Origin of the sequence: Bacillus sp. 7884-1, from assembly GCF_002272245.1 — a bacterium.
In the GTDB taxonomy this organism is placed as follows: domain Bacteria; phylum Bacillota; class Bacilli; order Bacillales; family Cytobacillaceae; genus Neobacillus.
On sequence record NZ_NPDD01000190.1, the window covers coordinates 1 to 19,494 of the forward strand.

19 protein-coding genes are annotated in these 19,494 nt (G+C 38.0%); 17 read left to right on the forward strand and 2 right to left on the reverse strand.

Annotation, left to right across the window (positions count from 1 at the left end; genetic code table 11):
- The first annotated feature begins 292 nt into the window (after positions 1–292).
- Together CHI06_RS20905 and mntR are read left to right on the forward strand one after the other, a co-directional pair.
- Entirely contained in the window at positions 293–2,473 is a 2,181-nt protein-coding gene (locus tag CHI06_RS20905) for a DNA topoisomerase III (RefSeq protein ID WP_095250542.1), read from the forward strand.
- A 69-nt stretch (positions 2,474–2,542) separates the two neighbouring features.
- A complete protein-coding gene (mntR, locus tag CHI06_RS20910) occupies positions 2,543–2,965 on the forward strand; it encodes a transcriptional regulator MntR (RefSeq protein WP_095250523.1) in 423 nt (140 codons plus the stop codon).
- Between the two features lie 33 nt (positions 2,966–2,998).
- Here mntR and CHI06_RS20915 read toward each other — a convergent pair whose 3' ends face one another.
- Both CHI06_RS20915 and metA read right to left on the reverse strand, forming a co-directional pair.
- The gene (locus CHI06_RS20915) at positions 2,999–3,211 is read right to left on the reverse strand and encodes a DUF3892 domain-containing protein (protein ID WP_095250524.1); all 213 of its coding nucleotides are present in this window, start codon (positions 3,209–3,211) and stop codon (positions 2,999–3,001) included.
- A gap of 134 nt (positions 3,212–3,345) precedes the next feature.
- Positions 3,346–4,254, reverse strand: coding sequence for a homoserine O-acetyltransferase MetA (metA, locus tag CHI06_RS20920; RefSeq protein ID WP_095250525.1), 909 nt, complete (start codon positions 4,252–4,254; stop codon positions 3,346–3,348).
- 195 nt (positions 4,255–4,449) lie between these two features.
- Between metA and CHI06_RS20925 the strand changes: the two genes are divergently transcribed.
- The 15 genes from CHI06_RS20925 (at position 4,450) to CHI06_RS20995 (ending at position 19,039) form a co-directional block, all read left to right on the forward strand.
- Positions 4,450–6,138, forward strand: coding sequence for a formate--tetrahydrofolate ligase (locus tag CHI06_RS20925; RefSeq protein WP_095250526.1), 1,689 nt, complete (start codon positions 4,450–4,452; stop codon positions 6,136–6,138).
- 18 nt (positions 6,139–6,156) lie between these two features.
- Positions 6,157–6,693, forward strand: a complete 537-nt coding sequence (locus tag CHI06_RS20930; protein ID WP_095250527.1) for a hypothetical protein — start codon at positions 6,157–6,159, stop codon at positions 6,691–6,693.
- A 129-nt stretch (positions 6,694–6,822) separates the two neighbouring features.
- Positions 6,823–7,671 carry a DegV family protein gene (locus CHI06_RS20935; RefSeq protein WP_095250528.1) on the forward strand — a complete coding sequence of 283 codons (849 nt, stop codon included), beginning with the start codon at positions 6,823–6,825 and terminating at the stop codon, positions 7,669–7,671.
- Between the two features lie 12 nt (positions 7,672–7,683).
- The gene (locus CHI06_RS20940; RefSeq protein WP_095250529.1) at positions 7,684–7,887 is read left to right on the forward strand and encodes a hypothetical protein; all 204 of its coding nucleotides are present in this window, start codon (positions 7,684–7,686) and stop codon (positions 7,885–7,887) included.
- A gap of 75 nt (positions 7,888–7,962) precedes the next feature.
- Positions 7,963–8,613: an HD domain-containing protein gene (locus CHI06_RS20945; protein WP_095250530.1), complete on the forward strand. Its 651-nt coding sequence runs from the start codon at positions 7,963–7,965 to the stop codon at positions 8,611–8,613.
- Entirely contained in the window at positions 8,610–10,499 is a 1,890-nt protein-coding gene (locus tag CHI06_RS20950; RefSeq protein ID WP_095250531.1) for an ABC-F family ATP-binding cassette domain-containing protein, read from the forward strand. The genes CHI06_RS20945 and CHI06_RS20950 overlap by 4 nt, the downstream gene beginning before the upstream one ends.
- Positions 10,500–10,636: 137 nt before the next feature.
- Positions 10,637–11,773, forward strand: a complete 1,137-nt coding sequence (locus CHI06_RS20955; protein ID WP_095250532.1) for a conserved virulence factor C family protein — start codon at positions 10,637–10,639, stop codon at positions 11,771–11,773.
- Between the two features lie 58 nt (positions 11,774–11,831).
- On the forward strand, positions 11,832–12,266 hold the full coding sequence (locus tag CHI06_RS20960) for a BrxA/BrxB family bacilliredoxin (protein WP_095250533.1): 435 nt from the start codon (positions 11,832–11,834) through the stop codon (positions 12,264–12,266).
- 177 nt (positions 12,267–12,443) lie between these two features.
- Complete coding sequence (locus CHI06_RS20965; RefSeq protein WP_095250534.1) at positions 12,444–13,022, forward strand: YpjP family protein; 579 nt, start codon at positions 12,444–12,446, stop codon at positions 13,020–13,022.
- Between the two features lie 100 nt (positions 13,023–13,122).
- The gene (locus CHI06_RS20970) at positions 13,123–13,704 is read left to right on the forward strand and encodes a TerD family protein (protein ID WP_095250535.1); all 582 of its coding nucleotides are present in this window, start codon (positions 13,123–13,125) and stop codon (positions 13,702–13,704) included.
- Between the two features lie 73 nt (positions 13,705–13,777).
- Positions 13,778–14,548 carry a TerC family protein gene (locus CHI06_RS20975; protein WP_095250536.1) on the forward strand — a complete coding sequence of 257 codons (771 nt, stop codon included), beginning with the start codon at positions 13,778–13,780 and terminating at the stop codon, positions 14,546–14,548.
- A 76-nt stretch (positions 14,549–14,624) separates the two neighbouring features.
- Positions 14,625–15,821, forward strand: a complete 1,197-nt coding sequence (locus CHI06_RS20980) for an HpcH/HpaI aldolase/citrate lyase family protein (protein ID WP_095250537.1) — start codon at positions 14,625–14,627, stop codon at positions 15,819–15,821.
- Entirely contained in the window at positions 15,763–17,106 is a 1,344-nt protein-coding gene (locus CHI06_RS20985; protein ID WP_095250538.1) for a phosphoribosyltransferase family protein, read from the forward strand. The genes CHI06_RS20980 and CHI06_RS20985 overlap by 59 nt, the downstream gene beginning before the upstream one ends.
- A gap of 5 nt (positions 17,107–17,111) precedes the next feature.
- Positions 17,112–18,233, forward strand: coding sequence for a cysteine protease StiP family protein (locus CHI06_RS20990; protein WP_095250539.1), 1,122 nt, complete (start codon positions 17,112–17,114; stop codon positions 18,231–18,233).
- Positions 18,230–19,039: a hypothetical protein gene (locus tag CHI06_RS20995; protein ID WP_095250540.1), complete on the forward strand. Its 810-nt coding sequence runs from the start codon at positions 18,230–18,232 to the stop codon at positions 19,037–19,039. The genes CHI06_RS20990 and CHI06_RS20995 overlap by 4 nt, the downstream gene beginning before the upstream one ends.
- The last annotated feature ends 455 nt before the right edge of the window (positions 19,040–19,494 follow it).

Here is a 19,494-nt window from a genome sequence, read left to right on the forward strand (position 1 = left end):
TTTAGCATTTACGAATGACGATAAAAGTGGGAAAATGGTAGTGAATCCTCAATAAAAAGGAGTTGAGATGTTTACTATCATTACTTCTGTTTTATCTTCATCTTAAGATTCAATCCGCTCTAAAACCTTCCTGAAATTAATCGTTTTATATTCTCAAATTCCTCAAATTACCGTTTAAATTCCCTTTTATATTTTACAATGGTCTACTACTGGATATATTTTATTCCTTTACAAAAAGACGAATAAAGTGGGAAAATGAATGCTGGATGCTTTATCAAAAGGAGCAATCGGAATGAAATTAATTATTGCTGAAAAGCCAGATCAAGGTTCAACATTGGCTTCTATTTTTAAAAATAAAAAACAAAATGGTTTTATTGAAGTTTTTCCTAATGAGACTTTTCCTAATGGTGCCTATGTCACTTGGGCGATTGGTCATTTATGCCAGCTTGTTAATCCAGAAACATATGAGCCGGGATGGAAGAAATGGTCTTTGGATAATCTGCCGATGATTCCGAATCAATTCCAATATGAAGTAACGAAGGATAAAGTAAAACAATTTTCCGTTATTCAGAAGCTGGTAAATAATCCTGCGGTATCAGAAATTATCCATGCTGGTGATGCCGGGCGAGAGGGTGAATTAATTATCCGTAATATACTTCGAATTACTGGCTGTAAAAAGCCAATGAAACGACTTTGGATATCCTCTTTAACCGCTAACTCCATTCGCGAAGGGTTTAATAAATTATTAGACGAAGATTATACAAGGAATTTATATTTTGAAGCGTACACCCGGGCTTGTGCAGATTGGGTAGTCGGAATGAATGCCTCACGGCTATATAGCTTACTGCTGCAAAAACAAGGCTTTTCAGATGTTTTTTCAGTAGGCAGAGTTCAAACACCCACATTAGCACTTATTGTAAAAAGAGAATTAGAAATTGAAAATTTCAAGTCCGAGCCCTTTTGGGAAGTGATTGGTCATTTTAACATCGATGGAAAGAAATACAGCGGTAAGTGGCAGAATGATGGAGAATCACGGGTCAAAACAAAAGAAATGGCTGAGAAGGTTGCGGCGTTTTGCCGAGAAAAGCCTGCAGAAGTTTCAGATGTTATATCGGAAAGAAAAGAATTTTTTCCACCGTTACTTTATAATCTCTCTGCTCTTCAGGCTGAAGCGAATAAACGATACAAATTTTCACCGAAGAAGACACTGGATGTACTGCAAAAACTTTATCAAAAAGGAAATGTATCCTATCCCCGTTCTGACTCGCGGTATGTAACGAAAGAAGAAGCGAATACATTCCCTGAAATTCTTACTAAATTAAGTCATATCAATGGTTATGATAAATTCTTCCCGCTGCCAGTGGAATCCATTGTGGATAACAAACGATATGTAAATGAAAAAAAAGTTACAGATCACTATGCCATTATTCCTACTGAACAAATTCCAAATGTTGAAAGATTGGACCCAGATGAAAAGAAACTTTATGACCTCATTGTTACAAGTTTAATTGCCGCGCATTATCCAAAAGCAATTGCTGAATATACGACGGTGTCAACTTTAGTAGATGGTCGGGCGGTATTTCAGTCAAAGGGAAAGGTGCAAATCGACGAAGGCTGGCGGAAGGTAATCAACCAAAAGGAAAAAGAGGATGAACCGGCACTGCCGAAAGTTTCAAAAGGGGAACAAGGCCGTACGACAAAGGTCGATGTAAAAGAGAGCCAGACACAGCCTCCAAAACGCTATACCGAAGGTCAGTTAATCACGCTAATGAAGACTGTTGGCAAGCATATTGAAGACAAGGAAATGGAGAAAATTTTATCTAGGACAGAAGGTCTTGGTACTGAGGCGACAAGGGCTGGAATTATTACGATGCTGAAGGACCGAAAATATATTGATGTAACCAAAAACCTAGTTTATGCAACATCAAAAGCTAGAATTTTGATAGAAGCGATTGGTGAGGAGATTCTTGCTTCCCCAGAAATGACGGCAAAATGGGAACAGAAATTAAAAGAAATTTCAGAGGGGTCTGCTTCTCCAAAGAACTTCATGGAGCAAACCAATAAAATGGTCTCCCATCTTATTTCTTCTGGAGTGGGACATTCTGCAAATTGGGTATTTTCAGAAGATGTTCGTGAAAATTTCACTCCTAGTAAGAAGATGACAAAGGGTAAAGGCAGTACGAAGCTGGGAAACTGTAAAAAATGTGATGGCTCTATTGTGGATAAAGGAAGCTTTTACGGTTGTTCGAACTATCAAAAAAACCAATGTAATTTCACGATATCCAAAAAGATTCTTGGAAAAAACATTACCCAAAAGAATATTAAACTCCTTCTAACAGAAGGAAAAACAGAGTTGATTGAAGGATTTACGAATAAGGACAAAACCTTTAATGCAAGGCTTTTTCTAGATGAACAGGAGAAAAGGCTCAAGTTTTTATTTGAAGAACAAAGTGCTAAAAGTGTGACAAAGTGATAATTCAACTTGTCACTATTTTTTATCTATAGTAAACTTTTAGGAGAGTAATTTTTTTGGAGGTCCGGGATGCCAACACCTAGTATGGAAGATTATATTGAACAAATATATATGTTAATTGAAGAAAAAGGGTATGCCCGTGTTTCAGATATTGCAGAGGCACTATCTGTTCATCCCTCCTCAGTAACAAAAATGGTACAAAAGCTCGATAAAGATGAATATTTAGTCTATGAAAAATACAGGGGCTTCAGCTTAACGACAAAGGGGAATAAGATTGGAAAACGCCTTGTATTTAGACATGATTTACTTGAACAATTCTTAAAAATCATCGGAGTAAAAGATGAGAATATTTATAATGATGTCGAAGGAATTGAGCATCACTTAAGCTGGGATTCCATAGAAAGAATCGTTGACCTCGTTCAATTTTTCCAAGAAGATGAAACGAGAATAGAGGCATTAAAAGAAGTCCAAAAACAAAACGAAGCTGATTAATTGTAAAGCACCTGGCATGAGCCAGGTGCTTTTTTAGAAGAAATCAGGGTAATGGTCAAAGGATTGTTCAAGCTCAGGGCTTAGAACAAGATTACCATTGTAATCCTCAATCGCTTGAACGCCTTTGATGACGCCGTTTGCAGCTTCCATTAATGCTTTTTGATAGGAAATAATCCGTCCTCCGGATGTGACAAAGCTGATAATCTCTCCAAAATGGTTCCGATGCAGTGCTACGACTGTTTCCACAACGTTTCCCCCCTTTGCTCGATATTCTTTCTATTATTTACAAAAAATAAACGAAGAGGGATTATAATTTTACGACAAGTTATGCTTATAAAGACATAGAAAAGAAGCATCGGTTTATCCCGATGCTTCTTTTCTTAATCCCAATTAAAAGGTGTTTCCTGATAAACGTAATAGTTGAGCCAGTTTGAGAAGAACAAGTGTCCATGAGAACGCCAGCGATTGATTGGCGGCTGTGTTGGATCGTTGTTTGGAAAGTAATTTTCCGGAATGTGAATTTGCAGTCCTCTCTCAATATCTCGATTGTATTCTTGAGCTAAGGAATCAGATTCGTATTCCAAATGACCTGTAATCATCACATGCTTTCGGTCTCTGGAGGCAACGAGTAGGGCTCCAGCTTCCTCCGAAGCAGCTAAAAGCTTAAGCTCAGGATTCTCGTGAATTTCACCAATTGATACATCTGTATATCGAGAATGGGGAGCATAAAAATGATCATCAAAACCACGCAGGAGTAAATCATTTTGCTCAAATATTTGGTGTTCATAGATTCCTGAACATTTACGAGACAGTTCAAATTTATCAATCCCATAATGATAAAATAGTGCGGCCTGTGCACCCCAGCAAATATGCAGGGTGGAAGTGACATTGGTTTTGGTCCAGTCCATAATCTCGGTGAGTTCTTCCCAATATTTTACTTGCTCAAACTCCATTAGTTCAACAGGAGCACCAGTAATAATCATGCCATCATATTTTTGGTTTTTGACCTCAGAATAGGTGGTATAGAATTGTTCAAGATGCTGTTTGCTCGTGTTTGTTGATTCATAGGAATTGGTTTTTAAAAATTTTACATTTACCTGCAGCGGGCTGTTTCCCAATAGCCTTAAGAGCTGCGTCTCTGCCTTTTCTTTTTCGGGCATTAAATTTAATATAAGAAGTTTTAATGGCCGAATGTCCTGACTTATTGCCCGATCGTCGTCCATGACAAAGATATTCTCATGTTCAAGGATTTCTCTTGCAGGCAGCAGCTTTGGAATGTTAATAGGCAAGGTGCACTCCCCCTTATTTCTTATCAAGTTAAGTTAAGTATATAGTATATTTTTAAAATTCGGTCATTAACATTATAAACATTATCTTAAATTCAGAAAAGAATAATTTATTGTGAGAAATTTTACACGAAATAAATCAGTGATTTGATACAATAAAAGAGGTTTACAATTCTATGTGAATGCGGGGGATCATTTTTGCAAATTAAAACATCATATAAGTCCGACATTGAAATTGCACAAGAATCAACCATGAAGCCAATAGTTGAGATTGCCAGAACAATTGGTTTAACGGAAGATGACCTCGAACTCTTTGGGAAATATAAAGCGAAAATATCGTATGAGGCACTTTCGAAGATTGAATCAAATAACAACGGGAAAATTATTCTTGTTACTTCCATTAATCCTACACCTGCAGGTGAGGGGAAATCTACAGTAACTGTTGGTCTTGGTGACGCTTTTCAACAGATTGGCAAGAAAGCAATTATTGCTATTAGGGAGCCTTCTTTAGGACCGACAATGGGAATAAAAGGTGGGGCAGCTGGTGGCGGCTACTCACAGGTATTGCCGATGGAAGAAATTAATTTACATTTTACTGGTGACTTGCATGCGATAACTACAGCAAATAATGCTTTGGCCGCATTACTCGACAATCATATTCAACAAGGAAATGAGCTTAAAATTGACCAGCGCCGCATTGTTTGGAAACGCGCAGTTGATTTAAATGATCGTGCGTTAAGAAAGGTCATTATCGGGCTAGGCGGACCTCTTCAAGGAGTACCGCGTGAAGATGGCTTTGATATAACCGTTGCCTCAGAAATTATGGCCGTTCTATGTTTGGCCTCAGATTTAAAGGATTTAAAATTACGATTAGCACGAATGGTTGTTGCCTATAATGACAAAAAGGAACCTGTAACGGTTGGGGACCTTGGGGTTGAAGGTGCACTGACATTATTGTTAAAGGATGCTGTGAAACCGAATCTTGTACAAACCATTGAACATACACCTGCACTCGTGCATGGCGGGCCTTTCGCTAATATTGCTCATGGCTGTAATAGTGTTATTGCTACTCGCGCTGCTGTAAAATTAGGAGATTATGTGATCACAGAAGGCGGCTTTGGAGCTGATTTAGGAGCGGAAAAGTTTTTACATATTAAAGCAAGAAGTGCAGGTATTAAGCCAGAAGCAGTGGTAATTGTTGCAACCATCCGGGCATTAAAAATGCATGGCGGGGTAGCCAAAGCTGATTTGGCAAAGGAAAACATCGCATCGTTAACGCTGGGCTTTGCTAATCTGCAAAAACATATTGAGACAATTAAAAGCTTTGGTTTACCAGTGGTTGTAGCGATTAATAAATTCGTTACAGATACAGAGCTAGAAGTGCAAACACTGCTTGAATGGTGCAAACGGGAAGGCGTTCCTGTTGCTTTAACAGAGGTTTGGGAAAAAGGCGGTGCAGGTGGGATTGAGCTTGCAGAAGCAATTTTATCGGTAATTGAAAAAGAAGAAAATAAGTTTCATCCTCTTTATGACTTATCTGATTCACTTGAATCAAAAGTAAGAACGATTGTTCAAAAGGTTTATGGAGGAAAAGATGTAGAATTCTCGTCAAAAGCAAAAAAACAGCTTGAGGATTATGAAAAATTTGGATGGTCTAATTTAGCCATTTGTATGGCTAAGTCACAATATTCCTTGTCTGATGATCCAACGAAACTCGGGAGACCAACTGACTTTACAGTGAATGTCAGGGAGTTCAAACCATCGATTGGAGCTGGTTTCATCGTGGCTCTAACGGGAGAAGTAATGACCATGCCAGGACTGCCGAAGCAACCTGCAGCCTTAAATATGGACGTGGACGAAAAAGGCAGGGCACTAGGTTTGTTTTAACAAATTGAGGTGAGTTGAATGTTTGATCCAACTGCTTTTGATAATATGAAGGTAGTCATAGAAGGCGCAATTTACGATTTAGACCTTGCAGGTGAAATTGTTATCATTGATCGCAACGATCAGATGAACATGGCGAAAATGTCGCGAAGCTTTGATATGCACTTTCAATTACCTGATGCAAAAGGAAATATTGTTACTGCCAAAATGGAAATCAAAGCTGATATGGTTAATCTCGCTGCTGAGCTTTTATCTGCTGTGCTTTCACAAAAACATTCAGGATGTAAATTAAGACTTCAATTTTTTCATAAGGACATTACCGACGAAAAACAATTAAAGGAAATTAATTGGATCCTTACTGAAATTTGGGGAGTAACAAGAGAAATTTGTCAATCCGTTACGATTACCCCCTCCAAAGCACTAATTACAAATACTATTTCAATTGAATTTGACAGACTCATCGGTGAAGACCAAATGAATGATTTGGTTGAATTGCTTGATTTTATGGTAACAACCATTCAACACTTGCAATCATACCTTCTTGAAATCAGTAATTAAACTCCAAAACCAGCTAATTAATTTTAGCTGGTTTTTTATTGTATAAATTATTTACAATATTTCGATTTCAAGGTACGATTATTTTAACTAGATATTAAGACCTCATACCAATAATAAGGGGAGATTACATTGGTTAAAACGGCATGGGTAACTGACAGTACCGCTTTTTTAGATGACGAATTAAAAAATCATCCCGATTTGTATATAATACCATTAACAATATTACTAGATGGTGAAGAATTTGCTGACGGAATTGATTTAACCGCAGCACAGCTTTATGCAAGGTTGAAGGAGCTTAAGTCTCCACCTAAATCCTCGCAGCCAGCAGTAGGAGTTTTCAAAGAATTATACGAAAATCTTTCTAAGGATTATGACCAAGTGGTGGCAGTTCTACTATCAGGAAAATTAAGTGGAACAGTATCCTCTAGTGAACAGGCAGCGAAACTTGTTGATATTCCAGTTACAACCTTTGATTCCCAAATCCTAACTGCGCCAATGACGGCTTTATTAAAAAAGGGAATTGAACTAGTAGAAGCAGGCAACAGTATTGAATCTGTAATCGATCAATTAGAAGCATTAAAGACAACTAATGAGACGTATGTTCTAATTGGAAGCTTAGAACAGCTTCACCGCAGCGGCAGGATGTCTGGATTACAGTTCTTTTTAGGAAGTATGCTAAACGTCAAGCCGATCATTTCTATTGAAGATGGTGCTCTTAATACAAAAGAAAAAGTAAGAAGTGATAAGAAGGCTAAGGAAAAGATTCTTGATTACCTTAAATCTTCTTACGAAAAGCATAAGTTTAAAGAAGTTTATATTCTATATGGCCTACACCAGGAGCCCGCTAATGAATGGAAAGCGGAAATAAAAAAATTATATCCTGAGCTGAGCGTGATTTGCTGTCCGCTGGGTGCTGTTATTGGTGTTCACGCAGGCGAAAACACACTTGGCATCAGCTGGCATAATGGACTGAAATAACTTTATCCCCTTGTGAGCATACTAAAATGGCAGTTCATTTTAGCTGAGGGGGTAATCACCATTAGTAAGCAAGGAAGACAAAATCCAAATATGACGCGTGAGCAAATTGAAAAACAAGATCAGAAAAATGATGTTGAATTAGGCAGCGAGTTTACAATTGGGAACACAAAATCCCAAAGCCAGAAAAAAAGCGGCCGTCAAGCAAACAAAAAATAACTCCGAATTCTTTCGGGGTTATTTTTTGTGCGTTTTTCATGGTAAAATAGCATGGGTGAAGGATGGTGTTTCTAAATGAACGAACAAATTATCAAACAAAGTGCAGCTTATGTCCGTAGTGAACTAGGGGAAGACGCAACAGGACATGATTGGTATCATGTTGACCGTGTGAGACGGAATGCTTTACATATATGTCATCAAGAGCAAGCGGGTGACCCATTTATTATTGAAATGGCGGCCCTTTTGCACGATATACCTGACGAAAAGCTAAATGAAAGTGCTGAAGCAGGGCGAAATAAACTGGATTTATTTTTTCAAAGTATTGAACTGCCAAAAGATGCACAGAACGCTATTGTTCAAATTATAGAAAGTATTTCATATAAAGGCGGAAGAAAAACGGAGCTAAAGAGCATTGAGGCAAAAATCGTTCAGGATGCGGACCGATTAGATGCCATTGGAGCGATTGGTATTGCGAGGGCTTTTGCTTATGGCGGTAAAAAAGGACAACCCATCTACGATCCAACTGTAAATGTTCGGGAAGAAATGAGCCTAGAAGAATACCGAAAAGGAAAATCAACCAGTATTCATCATTTCTATGAAAAATTATTAAAATTGAAGGACTTACTAAATACAGATACAGCGAAGGAAATAGCAGAAAAACGTCATCAAGTGATGGAGCAATTTTTAGAACAATTTTATCTAGAATGGGATGGTCAAGACCGATGAAAATGCTCACAGTAGAAAATGTTACGAAAACGTATGGAGAAAAGCAGCTTTTTAACAATATTTCTATTACGATTGGTGAAAAAGAGCGTGTCGGCTTAATTGGTATCAATGGAACGGGAAAATCCTCTCTTTTAAAAATTATTGCTGGCCTAGATCAGCCGGATGACGGCAAAATTATTACGGGCAAGGATTACACTATTGCATTTCTTGACCAGCAGCCCGATTTGGATTCAGATAAGACGGTTCTTGAACAAGTTTTTCATGGAGATGCTCCTATTCTTAGGTTAATGCGTGAATACGAAAAGACGCTTTTGTTATTAAATACAGCTCCAAATGAGACGAAGATTCAAGAGGATTTATTCCAACTGCAAAAACAAATGGATGCTTTAAATGCTTGGGATGCAAGTACAAACGCCAAATCGATACTAATGAAACTCGGAATTGAGGATTTTACAAAGAAGATTGGTGAGCTTTCTGGGGGACAGAAGAAAAGGGTAGCCTTAGCTCAAGTACTAATTGCTGAGCCGGATTTACTGATTCTTGACGAGCCTACAAACCACCTAGACTTTGACTCTGTTAAGTGGCTCGAGGATTACTTGAGTAGATATAGCGGATCAATCCTGCTTGTCACACATGATCGTTATTTTTTAGATCGAGTTGCAAATAGAATGTTCGAACTAGATGGCGGTAATCTTTATAGCTACAAAGGAAATTATGCCGCATTTCTAGAAGCAAAAGCCATCCGTGAAGAAAATGAGGCAGCAACCTTTGAAAAAAGGCAGAATCTTTTTAGACGAGAGCTTGAGTGGATGAGACGTGGTGCTAAGGCACGTACAACGAAGCAAAAAGCGCGGATTCAACGTTTCGATGAACTTGACGATAAGCTTTCTGGCGGGAAGCCAACAGGTGAAAAGGTTGATATTTCATTAAATGGAAGCAGGCTTGGGAAACAGGTTTTTGAACTCAAGGATGCATCTAAACGTTACGAAGCAAAAACAATCCTAAATCACTTTGATTTACTTGTAAAACCAGGGGATCGCCTTGGGATAATCGGCAGAAATGGAACAGGAAAGTCAACATTATTAAATGTTCTAGCTAAAAAGCTGCCGCTCGATGAAGGTGAATTCATCATGGGGCAGACGGTGAAAATTGCTTATTATACACAGGAAAATGAAGATATGGATGAGAACAAGCGGATGATTGAATATATTAAAGAAACTGCAGAGGTGATTGAGACGTCAGATGGGAAAACGCTATCTGCAGCACTGATGCTCGAACGTTTTCTATTCCCGCCATTCTCCCATGGAACACCAATCCGCAAATTATCTGGCGGAGAAAAGCGCAGATTATACCTATTGAAGCTATTAATGACAGCACCTAATGTCCTTTTGCTGGATGAGCCGACAAATGATCTTGATACACAAACATTGACGGTTTTGGAAGATTATCTTGAAGATTTCCCTGGCGTTGTGATTACCGTATCCCATGACCGATATTTCCTTGATAAAGTGGTGGATCAACTGATTGTCTTGCGTGGAGAAGGCAGGATTGATTCTTTCTATGGAAATTACAGTGAATACCTTGAAAAAGAATCGACTGTAGAAGCGAAAAAGACGGTTGTAAGCTCAGTTTTATCTACTAAAGCTCCTGAAAAGGAAAAAAAGAAAAGAATGACCTTTAAGGAGAAAAAAGAGTGGGAAGAAATTGACGATTTGATTGAGAAAACGGAATCCCGCTTAGAAGAAATCGCGGGAGAAATCGGAAACACCGGTAGCGACTTCACAAAAGCGCAGGAATTAATGAAATTAGAAACAGAATTAAACGAAAAGCTCGAGTATTTGATTGAAAGATGGGAATATCTAGCTGAATTGGCTGAAAGTGAGTAGAAAAGTGCGTCGATGACGTACTTTTTTTTCGAGAAATATAAACTCCGCGTTAGCAATCACCTAAGACCAATTTCTAGAATGAACTATCACCATTATGTTAAACTTGTAAAGAGAAACTAAAGAATTAGGTGATCTTCATGAAAATAAAGGCAATCGAACCAACTCCAAGCCCAAATACGATGAAAATAATCTTAGATCAAGAACTGCCAATGGGGAAAAGCCATAATTATAAAAAAGAAACAGCCTCCCAAGCACCAGCTATTATACAAAGTATCCTTCAAATTGAGGGAATTAAAGGTGTTTATCATGTAGCTGATTTCCTTGCTGTTGAAAGAAATGCGAAGTTTGACTGGAAGGACCTATTGCCTCAAGTCCGACATACGTTTGGCGAAACAGCAGAACGAGCAGCTGAGTCCCAAACCAAATTAGATGAGCACTTTGGTGAAATCAAGGTTGAAGTCCAAATGTTTAAGGACATTCCTCTTCAGGTAAAACTAACAGATGGAACAACTGAAAAAAGATTTGGAATGCCGGAATACTTTTTAAAAGCAAGAGAACGTGCACAGCTTCCGGACGAAAATTATATCCTGCTCCGTCAATGGGATAATCAAGGTGTTAGATATGGTGAATTTGACCAAATTGGTCAGGAAGTAGTCGAAGAATTAATTGCAGCATATCCAACTCAGCGGCTTGAGGACCTAGTCTCCAAAGCCCAAACAAAGGAATCTGCAACGAGACCTAAACCAATAAGAGAACGTAGAAAAGTTACCTTAGAATTGTTAGACAATCCTGATTGGCAGATTCGCTATCAGCTTCTTGAACAAATGGATGATCCTGAACTAGAGGATTTACCTGTTTTAGAAAAAGCGTTAGCAGATGAAAAGCCATCGATTCGTAGACTTGCCACCGTTTACCTAGGGATGATTAAAGACCAAAACGTATTACCATATTTATATACGGCATTAAAAGATAAGACTGTGACAGTAAGAAGAACTGCTGGAGATTGCTTATCAGACCTTGGTTTTCCTGAGGCAAGTAAAGAGATGACCAAAGCACTTCAAGATTCAAGCAAATTAGTTCGTTGGCGCGCTGCAATGTTTTTGTATGAAGTGGGTGATGAAAGTTCATTGCCAGCCTTAAAGGCGCTTGAAAATGATCCTGAATTTGAGGTCAGCATGCAAATAAAAATGGCAATCGAAAGAATCGAAGGCGGCGAAGCTGCAAAAGGTTCCGTATGGAAGCAAATGACAGAAGCGCGGAAAAGAGACAACTAAATTGCACAAAGCAATTTAGATATAGTAAACTGCAAATATAGAAAGTGAGGTTTTTATTATGTCAATGGCATATGAGGAATACATGAGACAAATGGTTTTACCGATGCGTGAGGAGTTAACAAGAACAGGATTTCAAGAACTTACATCTGCTGAAGAAGTGGAAAGCTACATGGAAAATGCAAGTGGTACCACACTAGTGGTTGTAAATTCAGTTTGCGGATGTGCAGCTGGACTAGCAAGACCTGCAGCTACGCAGGCTGTATTAACTAGCGATAATAAACCAGAACATCTTGTAACTGTCTTTGCCGGACAGGATAAAGAAGCAACAGCGAAAATGCGTGAGTATTTCGAGGGCATTGAGCCATCTTCTCCATCAATGGCATTGTTAAAAGGAAATAAAGTGGTTCACTTTATACCTCGCCATGATATTGAGGGCATGCCTATGGAATCTATAATGGATAATTTAAAGGCTGCATTTGATGCCAATTGTTAAAAGGATGTCATTTGACGTCTTTTTTTTTGGTTTTTTAAGGTACAGTAAAAATAAAAATTACTACTATTCTTTAAGTAATGATTTTTCCAATTTGCCTGGAAAAGAAGTATAATAATTGGTAAGAGTCAAAAAATATCGGAAAAATTAGCATTCTTCCACGTACAAAGGGGAATTTAGATGAATAAGTGGATTCGTAAATCAGTTGTCGTACTAGTTTCACTTTTAACATTTGGTCTTATTACACCGACTCAATTAATAAATAACGTTAATGCTGAGAAACCTAATGAGAGAAAAACATTTGAATCAATTTCATCGGGGCAGACTAGCTATTTTGAAGAATCGCTTTTTGATAAAGAAGCAATTCTAAAGGAGTTACTTAAACAAGCGGAGCAGCAGTCGTATCAAAAATTTGGTACTCGAATTAAACCTGTCATCGAGAATGAATTTAGGGAAATTATTTTGCCAAATATTGAAAAAGCCTTAGAGGAAACAGCAGCACAGTTTCCAACTGAGGACTTAGTAAACTTAGCCATCACTGAGTCTCCGGGCAAAGGGCAGTCAGAGAAGATTTTCAACATCAAAAACAGTGATACAAATAGTGATGTTCTTCGGTTTCATGTTAGAAGAGATAACCCACCGCAAGCAGGTTACTGGTTTAACTTTCATTACCATACATATCATGACGGGTTCCAAAGTCATCATGAGCTGGGATCAATCTATTGGGATAAAAATACACCGCCGAAATGGATGAGTTAATGATTTGCGTAATACTATGAAAAAGTTTTATTATTATTAATGAAACCTTTTCTAGAGAATCTCGTATATAGACTATTACCTAAAATGGAGGAATGAAAAAATGGCAATTAGTTTATCAAAAGGACAAAAAGTAGACTTAACAAAAACAAATCCTGGATTAACAAATGTAGTAGTTGGATTAGGCTGGGATACAAATAAATATGATGGCGGTAATGATTTCGATCTAGATTCATCCGTTTTCTTATTAGGCGAAAATGGTAAGGTTACAAACGAAACTGATTTTGTTTTCTACAATAATCCAAAAGGTGCTAACGGTGCAGTTGTACATAATGGAGATAACCGAACAGGTGAAGGTGACGGGGATGATGAACAAGTTAATATCAATTTAACTGCAATCCCAGCTAACATTCAGCGTGTGACTTTCACGATTACGATTCATGACGCAGCCGCACGAAACCAAAACTTTGGTCAAGTATCCAATGCATATGCTCGTATTTTTAATGAAGCAAACGGTGAGGAACTAATCCGTTATGATTTAGGAGAAGATTTCTCTATCGAAACGGCAGTTGTAGTTGGCGAATTATACCGTCATAACGGCGAATGGAAGTTTAGCGCAATTGGCAGCGGCTATCAAGGCGGCCTTGCAGCTCTTGCTACAGACTTTGGATTATCAGTAGGATAACAACTAGAATAAAGACCCAGCACTCGCTGGGTCTTTAACAAAAAACATATAACATCCGGGAGGAATTTTTTTTATGTCTGTTTTGCAAGGAATTTTAGATACGTATGCACAATTTTTTAACTGGGAAATGTGGGGGCAGGTTTTAACAGACCCTGTTGCATGGGGCTTGATTGGAACACTGGTTATCCTTGAAGGATTACTTTCTGCGGACAACGCACTTGTTTTAGCTGTAATGGTGAAACACTTACCACCTGATCAACGTAAAAAAGCACTTTTCTATGGATTATTAGGCGCCTATGTTTTCCGTTTTATCGCAATTGGGGTAGGGGTATTCTTAATTAAGCTTTGGTGGGTAAAGATTATAGGTGCAGGGTACCTAGCATGGTTATCTATTAAGTACTTCATGGATAAACGTAAAGCAGCACAGAGTGAAGAGGAAGAAGCTCATGGTATGAACCAAACAGGTCTTCTTATTCGTCTTTTTGGAACCTTCTGGGGAACAGTTGTTGCAGTTGAAATAATGGATATTGCCTTTTCTGTTGATAGTGTGCTGGCTGCCTTTGGTGTCAGTGAAGAGATTTGGGTATTATTAGTCGGCGGTATGCTTGGGGTATTAATGATGCGTGGTATTGCCGGAGTTTTCTTGAAATTAATTGATCGCATACCTGAGCTTGAAACATCTGCTTATGTCTTAATTTTATTAATAGCAGCAAAAATGCTTATCGCTGTTTTCGGTATTCACCTGCCACATTCGTTCTTCTTTATTATTATTTTAGTTACATTCGGTGCGACTTTCGTTGTTCACTACATGAACAAGAAGAAAGAAGTGGGCAAAGAATCATAAATTTCAACGTACGACATAAAATGGGGAACAGACGAAAGTCAGTCCCCATTCTTTTTTATTAAAGGAGTAATTGAGAATGAAGTATTTTACTTATTTTTATGAAAATGAGCTAAAGGCATTATTTTTTCAAAGTCCTAAGGACTTTAACAAGTACAGTGATCGGGAGCTATTATCTTATGGTCTAGGTGCAACGCTATATATGCCAGCAACTCGTCCAAACATTCATCAAGACCTCCTTTCAAAAAAGCATGAAGGATTAACTTCGCTGGTTATTGATCTAGAGGATGCCGTTGGCGATATTGAAGTTGAAAAAGCGGAAGTATTACTAGTAGAGGAATTGCTCAAGCTATATGGTGAAATCAACAAAAAATATTTAACGATTGACGATTTACCTCTTATGTTTATCCGGATACGGAATATAGAGCAGCTAAAAAGAATCAAGGAACAATTAGGGAATGCCATTGAACTGTTAACGGGAGTGGTTTTACCGAAATTTAATGTGGAATTTGGTGAAGCTTTATTAGCTGAGGTTGTGAATATACATACAGAATACAAGCCTTTTTATGCCATGCCTATTCTTGAAAGTGATAAAATAATACAAAAAGAAACAAGAATGACTGAACTAATGTCGATTAAACATCTCCTAGATCAGTATAAGAATAATATTTTAAATGTTCGAATTGGGGCTACAGATTTTTGTGGGTTATATGGAATTCGTAGAAGTGTAGATACCACGGTCTACGAGATTGCTGTTTTACGAGATTGCATTGCTGATATTATTAATGTTTTTCAACGATCAGAAAGCCCCTATGTGATTTCAGGACCGGTCTGGGAGTATTTCAACTCGAAACCAAGAATGTTAAAACCACAACTAAGGCAAACTCCTTTTCGCGAACGATATGGTGACGAAGGTTTGAAATGGCGGGCTGAACTAATTGACCAAAATTTGGACGGTCTTATCAGAGAGGTCCTAATGGACATTGCCAATGGGCTAACGGGAAAAACAATTATTCATCCTACCCATATTAAAGCAGTTCAGGCCCTTAATGTTGTAACGTATGAGGAATTCATCGATGCATGTTCAATTGTTGAAGCAGCAAACGGTGAAATCGGTGTGAAAAAGAGTAATTTTTCCAATAAGATGAATGAAATTAAGCCCCATTTATTTTGGGCAAGAAAAATTCTATTAAAATCTCAGCTTTACGGGGTGCTGCATGAAGGATACACAAATATCGACCTTATCAAAAAAGACGTATACGTATACAATTCTTGACAGTATTAACGTTGATATTGAAGTAACTGCTAACCAGTATCAGTTGCCTCTTGACGACCTGTTTACGATGGCAGCAAGAATTAATAAAAAACGTTCGTTTTTATTTGTTAGTAAAGTTCTTGGGAAGCATCTGCCCATTCATCCACAAAAAGGTTTGTTAACAGCCGCATTACTTGCAGCAAGCTACGTAGAAAGAATCAAAGGATTGAATGCTCAGGTTACAGAAGAATTAATAAACACTTTTATTCAGAAAGAATCACAGTTTCAAAGTAAAGCCTTTATCCCTAGCTCTGTTAACCCGGTAGTTATCGGATTCGCTGAGACTGCTACCGCACTTGGGCACGCTTTTTTTGATTGCTTTGAAGGTGCAGAGTTTTTTCACACGACGCGAGAAGAGATAAGTAGTTTAATACCTTGTATAACCTTTGAAGAAGAGCATTCTCACGCTACCTCGCATCGCTGCTATATTCCGCTCAACATGATTAATAATGATCGTGAAATTATCTTAGTTGATGATGAAATGACCACGGGAAAAACAGCCATCAATATTATTCAATCCATCCATGCCCAGTTTCCTAGGAAGGAATATACTGTTGTATCAATTTTGGATTGGCGTTCAGCGGAAAACAAACAACAGTTTGCACAGTTAGAAAAAACACTTGGGGTAACGATTAACATCGTGAGCTTGATAAGTGGAGAGGTACAAGTTGAAGAGAGTGGTAAGCTTCAAGAACAAGAGCTGCCACTTACGTATCAAGGAATTGAACCATCTATTGAAGAGGTCCCATTATCTGATTTCTTTGATAAAGCTTGTACCTCAATTAATAATTCAACTCCTCTTATCAAAGAAACAGGACGCTTTGGGACAGATAGCCATGATAATAGAGTACTTCATAAGAAAATAAGTGATTCAGCTGCTGTGTTAAGACAGCACAGGACGGGAGGAAAAACTCTTTGTTTAGGAACTGGGGAATTCATGTATATGCCAATGAAATTGGCTGCGGAAATGGGAAGTAATGTTTTCTATCAATCCACGACTAGAAGTCCCATCTATATTCAAGATATAGATGGCTATGGGGCAAGACATGGAATCAGTTTTCCTAATCCAGAAGACCAGGATATTGCCTATTTCGTATACAATATTCCGCCCGGAGAATATGACGAATTATTTGTTTTTTTAGAAAGAGAAGTACCTGCTGAAAACCTTAAGCCATTCTTAAAACAAGTAGAAAAATTACAGATAAAGTCGATTAAAATCGTCTTTTTCTCACATTCATTGGGGTGAAAAGAATGTCAATCATAACCAATCAGCCTGCGAAAATGGGAAGCTATTCTGAGGAAGATGTTCTTTTTCTTTTAAAGGATTTAAGTGATATTGAACTCGAGGATTCTACCGTAAATCGGGAATTGAGAGTTCAATCTGGTCAGCATTACAGTGAATCACTGCCGATTGAATACCAGCCGCCAAAGGAATATGTAGATTTGTTTTGGGATACCATCAGTGAATATAAAACAAAGGTAGCTTTATGCGTTGGGATTGTAGCGGAGCAAATCTATCGACTTAAAGGGAAACAAGCCATTCTTGTATCGCTTGCTAGAGCAGGGACTCCTGTTGGAATTCTGATTAAAAGATATATTCATTTACGGTACGGCGTCTCTTTACCACATTATAGTATTTCTATTATTCGTGATAGAGGAATAGATGAAAATGCACTTCACTATATCCTCGCTAAACATCCTGAAGCAAATATTCAATTTGTGGATGGCTGGACAGGAAAAGGAGCCATTTCAATAGAACTTACCAAAGCATGCCAGGAGTTTGGAGAAAAGTATCAAATATGCCTTGATGATAAACTTGCTGTAATTGCCGATCCAGGGTATTGCACCACTCTTTTTGGCACACGGGAGGATTTTCTGATACCGAGTGCTTGTTTAAATTCGACCGTCTCAGGTCTTGTTAGTAGGACTGTATTAAATACACAATATATTGGAAAAAATGATTTTCACGGCGCTAAATATTACCGGGAGCTTCTATCTAGTGATGTCTCTAATGAATATATCGAATTGATTGCAACTGAATTTTCAGCCATTATGGACGAGGCTGAGAAAGCCGCTTTACAAAGGGCAAAAAAAGAGATTAAAACTGAATTTTTGGGTATGCAGGATGTTAAAACTATCCAAGCAGAATTTGTGATTGATAGTACGAATTATATAAAACCAGGAGTCGGGGAGACCACACGTGTCCTTCTCCGAAGAGTCCCATGGAAAATCCTAATGCGTGATCCTTCCAGCCCTTTTGTGAAACATATACTCATGCTCGCTGAAGAAAAAAATGTAGAGGTCGTTGCATATCCGCAAATGAATTATTTATGCATGGGCTTAATTAAATCGGTTAAGGGGACTAGCAAATGATAACAGCATCAGATCTTGATCGAACACTCGTGTATTCCAATCGGGCACTTGAAGAATTTGGTATCCCAGAGAACATCATGTTAAAGCCGGTTGAATTCCATAAGGGAACCTGGACTGGATATATGACAGAAGCTGCTTTTTCTATGTTAAAAGAAGTCAGTTCGCACAGCTTGTTTATACCCGTAACAACGCGAACGACGGAACAATTTAATAGATTTGTGATATTTGAAAAAGAAATCCCCTTAACTTATGCGATTACGGCAAATGGATCTCATATTTTGTATAAAGGGGAACACTTAGAGGATTGGTCTGAACATTTAATCGTTCAATTAAAAAATGGATGTGCACCTGAAGAAGAGTTACTTTATGCCTTGAGAAAATCTGGAATTACTTTGGATGGGGATAGAAAGCAGGCTGAAAATCTATTTTTTTACTTTATATTAAATTGTCTTCCGACCCCATCTGAACTGAGAGAAATCCGTGAGCTTACAGCGCAATATCGCTGGAAAATGAGCCTTCAAGGAAGAAAACTCTACTTTATTCCAACCGCTATCAGCAAGGGGAAGGCACTTGAATTTATTTGTAACCGAGAAGGAATGAAAGCTATGGCAGGCGCAGGTGATTCTGTTCTAGATTGGGATTTTCTAAAGAACTGCACCTATCGATTCGTCCCAAGCCATGGAGAACTGCTTAAAGTGATGGGACCAGCTGATATCACGCTGACAAACCAGCTCGGCGTTGCTGCAGGTGAAGAGATACTCGAACATTTCCTTAATGCATTATCACTCAAAGCTAACTTTTCTTAATATAAGGATAAAAGAAATAAAAATAGATACAATTGAACAAAGCAAATGAACCGCAAAAAAATAAAACTGACATACTAACAGTGGCAAGAACGGGAGAAAGTAACAGTGTGAAAAGTAAGCATAACCAGAACAAATCGATCATAACGAAGGTTTTTGAGACCATTAATTCCATAATGATACTTAATTCCTCGCTAACATCTTCCATTCTTGGCCGCTTATAAATAAACCTCATGAAGTCACCTACTTATATGTGAGTACTCCAATAATATGTAAGGACAGGGAAAAAGGTGAAAAATCAGGAAGATACATTATTAATGAAACATTTTACGATTATGTTCGTATAAACAATGAACCAATTATTTAACTGTGATATGATGGTAAAGAATACCCTTACATAATTTTACTAATGAATGGCTGTGTTAAATCGGGCTGTTGATTTGTGCTCCAGGCGCTTC

Bases quoted from the DNA above. Each gene is read 5' to 3' on its own strand.
- CHI06_RS20905 (WP_095250542.1), top strand. From the start codon at position 293: ATGAAATTAATTATTGCTGAAAAGCCAGATCAAGGTTCAACATTGGCT.
- CHI06_RS20950 (WP_095250531.1), top strand. From the start codon at position 8,610: ATGAAAATGCTCACAGTAGAAAATGTTACGAAAACGTATGGAGAAAAG.
- CHI06_RS20995 (WP_095250540.1), top strand. From the start codon at position 18,230: ATGATAACAGCATCAGATCTTGATCGAACACTCGTGTATTCCAATCGG.
- CHI06_RS20990 (WP_095250539.1), top strand. From the start codon at position 17,112: ATGTCAATCATAACCAATCAGCCTGCGAAAATGGGAAGCTATTCTGAG.
- CHI06_RS20930 (WP_095250527.1), top strand. From the start codon at position 6,157: ATGTTTGATCCAACTGCTTTTGATAATATGAAGGTAGTCATAGAAGGC.
- CHI06_RS20955 (WP_095250532.1), top strand. From the start codon at position 10,637: ATGAAAATAAAGGCAATCGAACCAACTCCAAGCCCAAATACGATGAAA.
- CHI06_RS20975 (WP_095250536.1), top strand. From the start codon at position 13,778: ATGTCTGTTTTGCAAGGAATTTTAGATACGTATGCACAATTTTTTAAC.
- CHI06_RS20985 (WP_095250538.1), top strand. From the start codon at position 15,763: ATGAAGGATACACAAATATCGACCTTATCAAAAAAGACGTATACGTAT.
- CHI06_RS20960 (WP_095250533.1), top strand. From the start codon at position 11,832: ATGTCAATGGCATATGAGGAATACATGAGACAAATGGTTTTACCGATG.
- CHI06_RS20980 (WP_095250537.1), top strand. From the start codon at position 14,625: ATGAAGTATTTTACTTATTTTTATGAAAATGAGCTAAAGGCATTATTT.
- CHI06_RS20945 (WP_095250530.1), top strand. From the start codon at position 7,963: ATGAACGAACAAATTATCAAACAAAGTGCAGCTTATGTCCGTAGTGAA.
- CHI06_RS20965 (WP_095250534.1), top strand. From the start codon at position 12,444: ATGAATAAGTGGATTCGTAAATCAGTTGTCGTACTAGTTTCACTTTTA.
- mntR (WP_095250523.1), top strand. From the start codon at position 2,543: ATGCCAACACCTAGTATGGAAGATTATATTGAACAAATATATATGTTA.
- CHI06_RS20970 (WP_095250535.1), top strand. From the start codon at position 13,123: ATGGCAATTAGTTTATCAAAAGGACAAAAAGTAGACTTAACAAAAACA.